The organism is Microcystis sp. M53598_WE2 (genome assembly GCF_030067735.1).
Lineage (GTDB): Bacteria > Cyanobacteriota > Cyanobacteriia > Cyanobacteriales > Microcystaceae > Microcystis > Microcystis aeruginosa.
Genome location: NZ_JASJFE010000305.1, coordinates 1 through 7,115 on the forward strand (window position 1 = coordinate 1; position 7,115 = coordinate 7,115).

At 44.4% G+C, this 7,115-nt stretch carries 3 protein-coding genes, 2 pseudogenes and 1 riboswitch; of the genes and pseudogenes, 2 read left to right on the forward strand and 3 right to left on the reverse strand.

Features of this window, described 5'->3' with window-relative positions; translation table 11 throughout:
- Positions 1–96: 96 nt before the first annotated feature.
- Entirely contained in the window at positions 97–1,017 is a 921-nt protein-coding gene (locus PX636_RS06620; protein ID WP_012266983.1) for an NAD(+) kinase, read from the reverse strand.
- Positions 1,018–1,119: 102 nt separating this feature from the next.
- A pseudogene (ltrA, locus tag PX636_RS06625) lies at positions 1,120–2,962 on the reverse strand (group II intron reverse transcriptase/maturase).
- A gap of 1,265 nt (positions 2,963–4,227) precedes the next feature.
- Between ltrA and PX636_RS06630 the strand changes: the two are divergent.
- A complete protein-coding gene (locus tag PX636_RS06630) occupies positions 4,228–4,767 on the forward strand; it encodes a phycobiliprotein lyase (RefSeq protein ID WP_045361336.1) in 540 nt (179 codons plus the stop codon).
- 87 nt (positions 4,768–4,854) lie between these two features.
- Here PX636_RS06630 and thiC read toward each other — a convergent pair whose 3' ends face one another.
- Positions 4,855–6,237 (reverse strand): phosphomethylpyrimidine synthase, encoded by a 1,383-nt coding sequence (thiC, locus tag PX636_RS06635; protein WP_004162805.1) that lies wholly within the window; start codon positions 6,235–6,237, stop codon positions 4,855–4,857.
- Positions 6,238–6,245: 8 nt separating this feature from the next.
- Positions 6,246–6,342, reverse strand: a riboswitch (TPP riboswitch).
- A gap of 86 nt (positions 6,343–6,428) precedes the next feature.
- On the opposite strand from thiC, the pseudogene PX636_RS06640 reads away from it, so the two are divergent.
- A pseudogene (locus PX636_RS06640) lies at positions 6,429–6,998 on the forward strand (RNA-guided endonuclease InsQ/TnpB family protein); the annotation flags it as partial.
- Positions 6,999–7,115 lie beyond the last annotated feature (117 nt).

The following is a 7,115-nucleotide window of genomic DNA, read 5'->3' on the forward strand; positions in this document are numbered from 1 at the left end:
ACTTTTTCCCTGAAAATTAGGTAATTGACCCCTTCAAAATCGGTAAAACCCTACACCCTACACCCTGCCCCCACGAAAAACTTTTTGCCGCAAACCCTAATTATGACGATTGCCATCATAATGAATTCTTGCCCCGGCCCATTGCAATTTTTCCTGTAGAGTCTGATAAAAAGAATAGCTTTCCCGCAGGATAATAAATTGGGCAAATTTTTCGGCTTTGGTAACTCCCACCCATTGCCCAGGCCAAATAGAAGTGGCTAAAGCGCCATCCATCCAGAGTTTAGTGTTCAATTCGTAGTCTCCCAGAGGCCAAATACTGACCAGAGATGCCGGGGGAATGACAATCGGCCGACTGGAGAGACTCAAGGGACAAATCGGGGTGACAGCGATCGCTTCCATGCCGGGGTGTATAATCGGGCCATTAGCGGAAGCGGTGTAACAGGTGGACCCCGTGGGAGTAGCCACTAATAGGCCGTCCCCTTGGTACTGATCTACTACTTCCCCGTCCACTTCGATTTCGAGGATCGAGGTGGGCATCCTATCGATACTAGCGGGTTTCACACACATCTCATTCAGGGCATAAAATGCCTCGCTCACTGCCTGGGGGTTTATTTTATCCCCTTCATAGATTCTGGCCGTTAACATCATCCGTTGTTGTACCGCGTAGTGATCGGATTGTAAACGCTCCCAGACCGTCTCCGTATCTTGGAAAATCTCAAAAGGTTCCGTTAAAAATCCCAGATGGCCGCCGACATTCACCGCTAAAATTGGAATGTCTTGCTGAGCTAAATAGCGAGCGGCGGCTAAAATGGTTCCATCTCCGCCCAAAACGATGGCGAGGTCGATTTTTTCCGATGCTGAGGCTAAAAATACTGGATAGGGATTATCTTTAAAGCCACTGGGTCCCATTAAAACTTTACACTGACGGGCTTCTAACTGTTTAGCGCATTTTTCCGCCCATGCTTTACTTTGGGGATGGTTGGCCTTATGGGCGATGATTACTTGTTTTAACTGCACGGAGTTGAGACCTTGTTCGGAGGTTATTAGGGGTCGAGAAGGTCGTCACCGACCTCCCCTCCCATTCAGAACTGTGCGTGATACTTTCGCATCACACGGCTCCTAGTTTGACTGTTCCCTTGTTAAGGATGCCGCTTGACTTCTTTTGGTTAGCCTTGTATTATCTGGGTTGACTAGGTGTCAAACTAGATGATTTTAGGCTTTCATCAGATGCCGATTTATCATCGTGGCAGTGGCGGTGTAGTAATTGAAGGTTCTTATATTCATCCTTTCCGCCTAGGCTTAGAGGGTGAATGTGGTCAACTTCAATTAAATCCGATGGGGTGAAATACTGCCCACATCGGCTACACTTGCCTTGTTGCTTCTTAAGTAGTTTGGCTACTCTTGTCGGTGTGTCGATTGCTTGTCCTCGTCTGGTCGCCCAGTAAGTCCAATTTCCGTCAAATGGTGATGCGTCGGGGCGTACTAGGGTATGTCTGACCTTTGGTGTCCAATTATGTTTCCATAGATAGAGACCATCTTTGGTTTTGAATAACCAAGATTCGTGTCTTTCTTTCCCGTTGCTGAGTTTAATTGTACCCGGTCTGAAATAGTTACTCAGCTTTTTGTAGTTCGCTTTACCACATCTTGATACTGTCCATGCCCTTAACATTAACCAGATTGTGTAATCTAGTTTATTGAAGGTATCTGAGGATACTACTCCTGAGTAGTAGTTAGCCCAACCTCTAATGATTGGGTTTAGTCGACTAATCAGGGCTGATTGAGGTGCTGTTTTGTGTTTTTTGATTACACCTTTAATCGCTTCTGTGTGGGCTTTAACTGCTTTTTGACTGGGTTTAATGAGGGTTTTGTGACCAATTAATCGGCTTCCTCTCCCTCCTGTTTTCCCAGATTTGTATTTTCCTACTGGATATTGCCTGATGTTGAATCCTAAAAAATCAAAACCGGGTTCTTCCATTTTTCCATTGTACTCAATGGGGTTGAGTGTGTGACACACTCTGGTTTTTTCTGGTTTGAGTTCTAATCCTATCGGTTTTAACCATTCGGAGATGGCAGTTTGGCACTGTTCAATGATTTCGAGTGATGGGGAAATCACTACAAAGTCATCGGCGTATCTTATGAGAACAGCTTGATTAGTGTCTTTCTTTTTGGGAAATAACGTTTCAGTTAGTCTTGCCATTCCATCCAGTGCGATGTTGGCTAGTAGTGGACTTATTACCCCTCCTTGTGGTGTCCCTGTTTCTGTTTCTTCAAATACACCGTTATCCAATACTCCTGCTTTGAGCCATTGTTTAATGTCTTTTTTCAGGGAACTTGGACAATGAATTTTTGACAGTAAAAAGTTGTGATTAATTCGGTCAAAACACTTAGCAATATCGGCATCTAATACAAAGTAGCTACCTGTATTGATAGTGACGTATATCCTTGATATAGCGTCATGGGCAGACCTTCCCGGTCGGAAACCATAGCTAGTTCCTTCCATTTTTGACTCCCATTCTGGTTCGAGTGCCGATTTAATCAACGCTTGTCTAGCTCTGTCTTTAATGGTAGGTATTCCTAATGGGCGTCTTTCATCCCTGCCGGGTTTAGGAATCCATACCCTTCTTAGCGGTTTTGCTTTCAGTGTTCCCTTGATTTCTTCGGTTAGATTTAGCCTTTGTTCTGGGAATATTGCTATCACTCCATCGACTCCTGCTGTTTTCTTTCCTTGATTATCTTGGGTTACTTTGCGAACTACTAATAGACGAGCATAGTATGATTTCACCAATAGACGTTGCAACCTTCTAACCTTTGCATCCTGTCCCGATTTAGCCGCTTGGTATATCCTCTTTTGGAGCTTGAAAACATATCTTTGGACTTTTGCCCAACTGATGTTTTTCCATACATTCGTAGTCTTAGTGGTTTTCGGTTTCCCGAACCCTTTACCTTCTCTCGCTTTCGTCATATAGACTCCTACTAGACTCTATCCTTACATTCAAACCGTAACCCGTCAGCATATCCTAACTATTACCGTTAGGCGTTGGCTTTTGGTCACATCTCACACCCTTTAAGGCTTGCGCTTACACTTATCGCTACTGGGTATTTCGACCGATACTCAGAGCCTAAAAGGGCTTATCACGTTCCGTTTATATGGGCATTCCATCTTTAGATTTATCCTATCCACCGGGGTACTTTAACAGGTCTGTGTAAGTGAAGTATAGAAGTCCTTACTTTTCCCCTTATTCCTTTGAACGCAGTGTTTCAACCTATTTCACTGCTTAGTTATTACGATGGTTCAGGTCAGACATTCGGCTCACGCCTAATCATGGATGGTTGGCAGTGGTCTCGATTCTGGTGTTGGGTTACACCTCGGAGCCTTCCGTTCCCCGCTTCAGTCCCAGAATTGTGATTTTCTGAATCTGGGGGTGGCTATCGCCGTTACTCTCACCTTTGTAGCAATTGTAAATAATTGTTACAAAGTGTTTTGACCTTGAGTCCCCTTGCCTAGCTTGGTATCAGGTGATACTAAACGTCGGGACATATAAACAGTTATAAGGTTGGTCAGGGTTGACCTCTTAGATTCAGTCAGGGGACTGAAGACCTTACTAGGCGGTTATTTCAGGCATTTCAGCCCTATTTCATGCCTAAACGTTTCGCACCTATATTTTTAACAATAGCAAGACCGGGCAGATCGGGTGAAAAGTAAAAAGTAAAAAAGGGGTTGGGGGAAGAACCTCGGCCTGACTGTAGCCAATTTGACAGAATTAATCGATAGATAAGGGTAGATGGAATTAACTAGGGTTTGCTGAAAAAGTACGGGCGAAGCATTCGGATAGAAAATCTATGGTTTCACCGATAGGTTATTGCCCGAATGCTTCGCCCCTACAGGACGCGGGCCGATGAAGACGCAATGTTTTGAAGGACGATTCTCTCAAAATCTTGCACCTGTTCCGCGAGAAAAGCCACAAAACTCTTACCTTGCCTACATTTCACATTTATTCAGCAAGCCCTAACTAGGATAAGCTGGCAGGTTTTAGCAATCTTATTCCCTTTTTTCCCTGTAACTGCTGTATCTGTGCGACTTTTTCCCAATTATCTCCCTCAACACCCCTACCACTTAATTTCCCCGCAAGGTTATAATTGTATTAAGATGTGTAACAATTCTCTGGCAAACTCTTGACAAAGGATAACAAATCTGCTCTCCCAAAAAACAGGAAAGGTTTTATTTCTATGACATTAATTCAAACCGCCCAATTATCGCTGGAAACCTCGGCTTTAGCCTTTTTTAAGCAGACAGAAGGACGCTGGCAATCCCAGAGACGTTATTACACCCTCACTCAAGAAACGGAACCCCAAGAAGTTATCAGCGCCATCGAGATTAAATATTTACCCCAAGGCAGCGAACCATTAATTCAACTTGCCCGTTTACATAATCTGGAAGATATAGCTTTATTAGGTGGCACGGAAGTGACTTGGCAAAGTAATTATCTGCGTCCCCAGAGTAAAAAACCCTCCAACGGTTCGACTATATTCGGCATTTTAGATAATATTCTCTATCGCGATCGGGGATTTGCGACGGATAAACCCGTTAGTGCCATTTATACCTTTCCTAACCCCTCTACTCTCTGTCTGAGAACAGAATACGCCGGTTCTGTCTTTGAAGAAGAAATTAAACTCATCGGTCAACAATATCGCACCCGACAAACTATTATCTCTCGCGCCGGTCAAGAATTGATGATCGGTCAATATCTAGAAAAACGGGTCAATTAGTCAAAAAATCGGCGGCTATTCCCAGAATTTTGACTTCTATCCTAGTAATAGGGCTGAAATCAAATCAGCCCTTCCCTTAACTCCCCTTTAAACCGGGGTTAAATTGTCTTGATTCTGACTAGCGAGAAACTTCTCTAATTCCGTAATCGCATCGGCATCGACTTTAGTTTGCATGGGACAGAATTTCGGTCCACACATCGAACAAAACTCCGCCGTCTTATAGATATCTGCGGGTAAAGTCTCATCGTGGTATTCCTTAGCGCGATCGGGATCCAAGGATAACTGAAATTGACGATTCCAATCGAAATTATAACGAGCAATGGAGAGTTCATCGTCACGATCCCGCGCTCCGGGACGATGACGGGCGATATCTGCCGCATGAGCCGCTATTTTGTAGGCAATTAAGCCATTTCGCACATCTTCAGCGTTGGGTAAACCGAGATGTTCTTTCGGGGTGACATAACATAACATCGCCGTCCCGTACCAACCCGCCAGAGCCGCCCCGATCGCCGAAGTGATATGATCGTACCCTGGAGCAATATCGGTGACAAGGGGACCAAGAACATAGAAAGGTGCTTCGCTACACTCCTCCATTTGTTTTTTCACATTAAATTCAATTTGATCCATGGGAACATGGCCAGGCCCTTCCACCATCACCTGTACATCGTGTTCCCAAGCGCGGCGCGTCAGTTGGCCGAGGGTTTTTAATTCCGCTAATTGGGCCGCATCGGAAGCATCGTGGGTACAACCGGGACGCAGGGAGTCACCGAGACTAAAAGAAACGTCATAACGCTTGAAAATCTCGATAATTTCATCGAAATGGGTGTAGAGAGGATTTTGCTTGTGGTGGTGCAGCATCCACTTAGCAATAATACCACCGCCCCGGGAGACAATCCCGGTCAGACGGGTTTTGACTAAAGGCAGGTGTTCGATGAGGATTCCCGCGTGAATCGTCATATAATCTACCCCTTGCCCGGCGTGTTTTTCGATAATATGGAGGAAATCTTCGGGGGTGAGTTTTTCAATATTGCCGTGAACGCTTTCCACCGCTTGATAGATGGGTACAGTACCGATGGGGACAGGAGAAGCATTGATAATCGCAGTGCGAATTTCGTCCAAATTACCGCCACCGGTGGAGAGATCCATCACCGTATCCGCGCCGTATTTGACCGCTAGGTGTAATTTTTCCAGTTCTTCGTTAATATTCGAGGAGTTAGGGGAAGCCCCGATATTAGCATTAACTTTACACTTAGAAGCAATACCGATCGCCATAGGTTCGAGGTTGAGGTGATTGATATTAGCGGGAATAATCAGTCTTCCTCGGGCGATTTCGCTGCGAATCAATTCGGGAGAGAGATTTTCCCGTTTTGCCACATAAGCCATCTCTTCGGTAATTATCCCCTGACGGGCGTAGTGCATTTGCGATACATTTGCTTGTCCGCGCCGGGGGGCAACCCATTCTTGTCTCATAATTTTATTTCCTCTGTAAACAGCTTCCCTACGCTGGAATTACCCAGTCTCAGGTTCTAAGGGTCTTTCTCAGCCTGATTGCCTCAGACACCCCTAGCTATGACGGCAATTGTACCACTGTTGAGGACTGAGGAGATAAAGCTTAAGATTGTTGTTTGATTGGGCAGTTAGGCTAAAACCCACTTAGACCCCCTACAATAAACTTCTTAGGTGACGAATACTTAAATTTTCCACAATTGGGAAAAATTCGGATTAGGAAATCCAGAAAGTACCCGCCCTGGTTCGAGCCTAAACAAGCTCGAATTATCCGCAAAGCGTCGGGATTTTACGTTTCGGTTTCCTTCCAATCTACGGAATTAGTTCCCGATATGACAGTGGGGAAGACCTGTTTAGGAATTGACGCGGGGATTGAGAGTTTTGTCGCTACTTCACGAGGAGATTTAATCAAAGCCCCTCGATTTTTGTTGAAAGTACAGAGTAAGCTTAAATTGCTACAAAGACGCTTGAAACATCAAGTCAAAGGCTCAAACAATTGGTTAAAACTCCAAGAGAAGATAGCAAGATTACATGAAAAAGTGTCTAATACTCGTAGAGATTGGCATTTTAAGTTAGCTCATTACCTTTGCGATTTTGCTGATAATATCTTTGTTGAAGATATTAACTTCGTTTCGTGGTCTAGAGGGATCGCTAGAAAACAATCTCTGGATTCGGGTATCGGTAGTTTTATTAACGAGATACTACCGTTTGTTGTTTGGAAACGGGAGCATCTCACCTTTGCAATGAGCATAAATACTTAGTGGAAAAATAGGCTTTTCGAGGGTAATTCTTGTTTTAATTCTCCATGTACGCAGTCTTTAAAAGCCTCTATTTCGTTCCAA

Bases quoted from the DNA above. Each gene is read 5' to 3' on its own strand.
- thiC (WP_004162805.1), bottom strand. From the start codon at position 6,237: ATGAGACAAGAATGGGTTGCCCCCCGGCGCGGACAAGCAAATGTATCG.
- PX636_RS06630 (WP_045361336.1), top strand. From the start codon at position 4,228: ATGACATTAATTCAAACCGCCCAATTATCGCTGGAAACCTCGGCTTTA.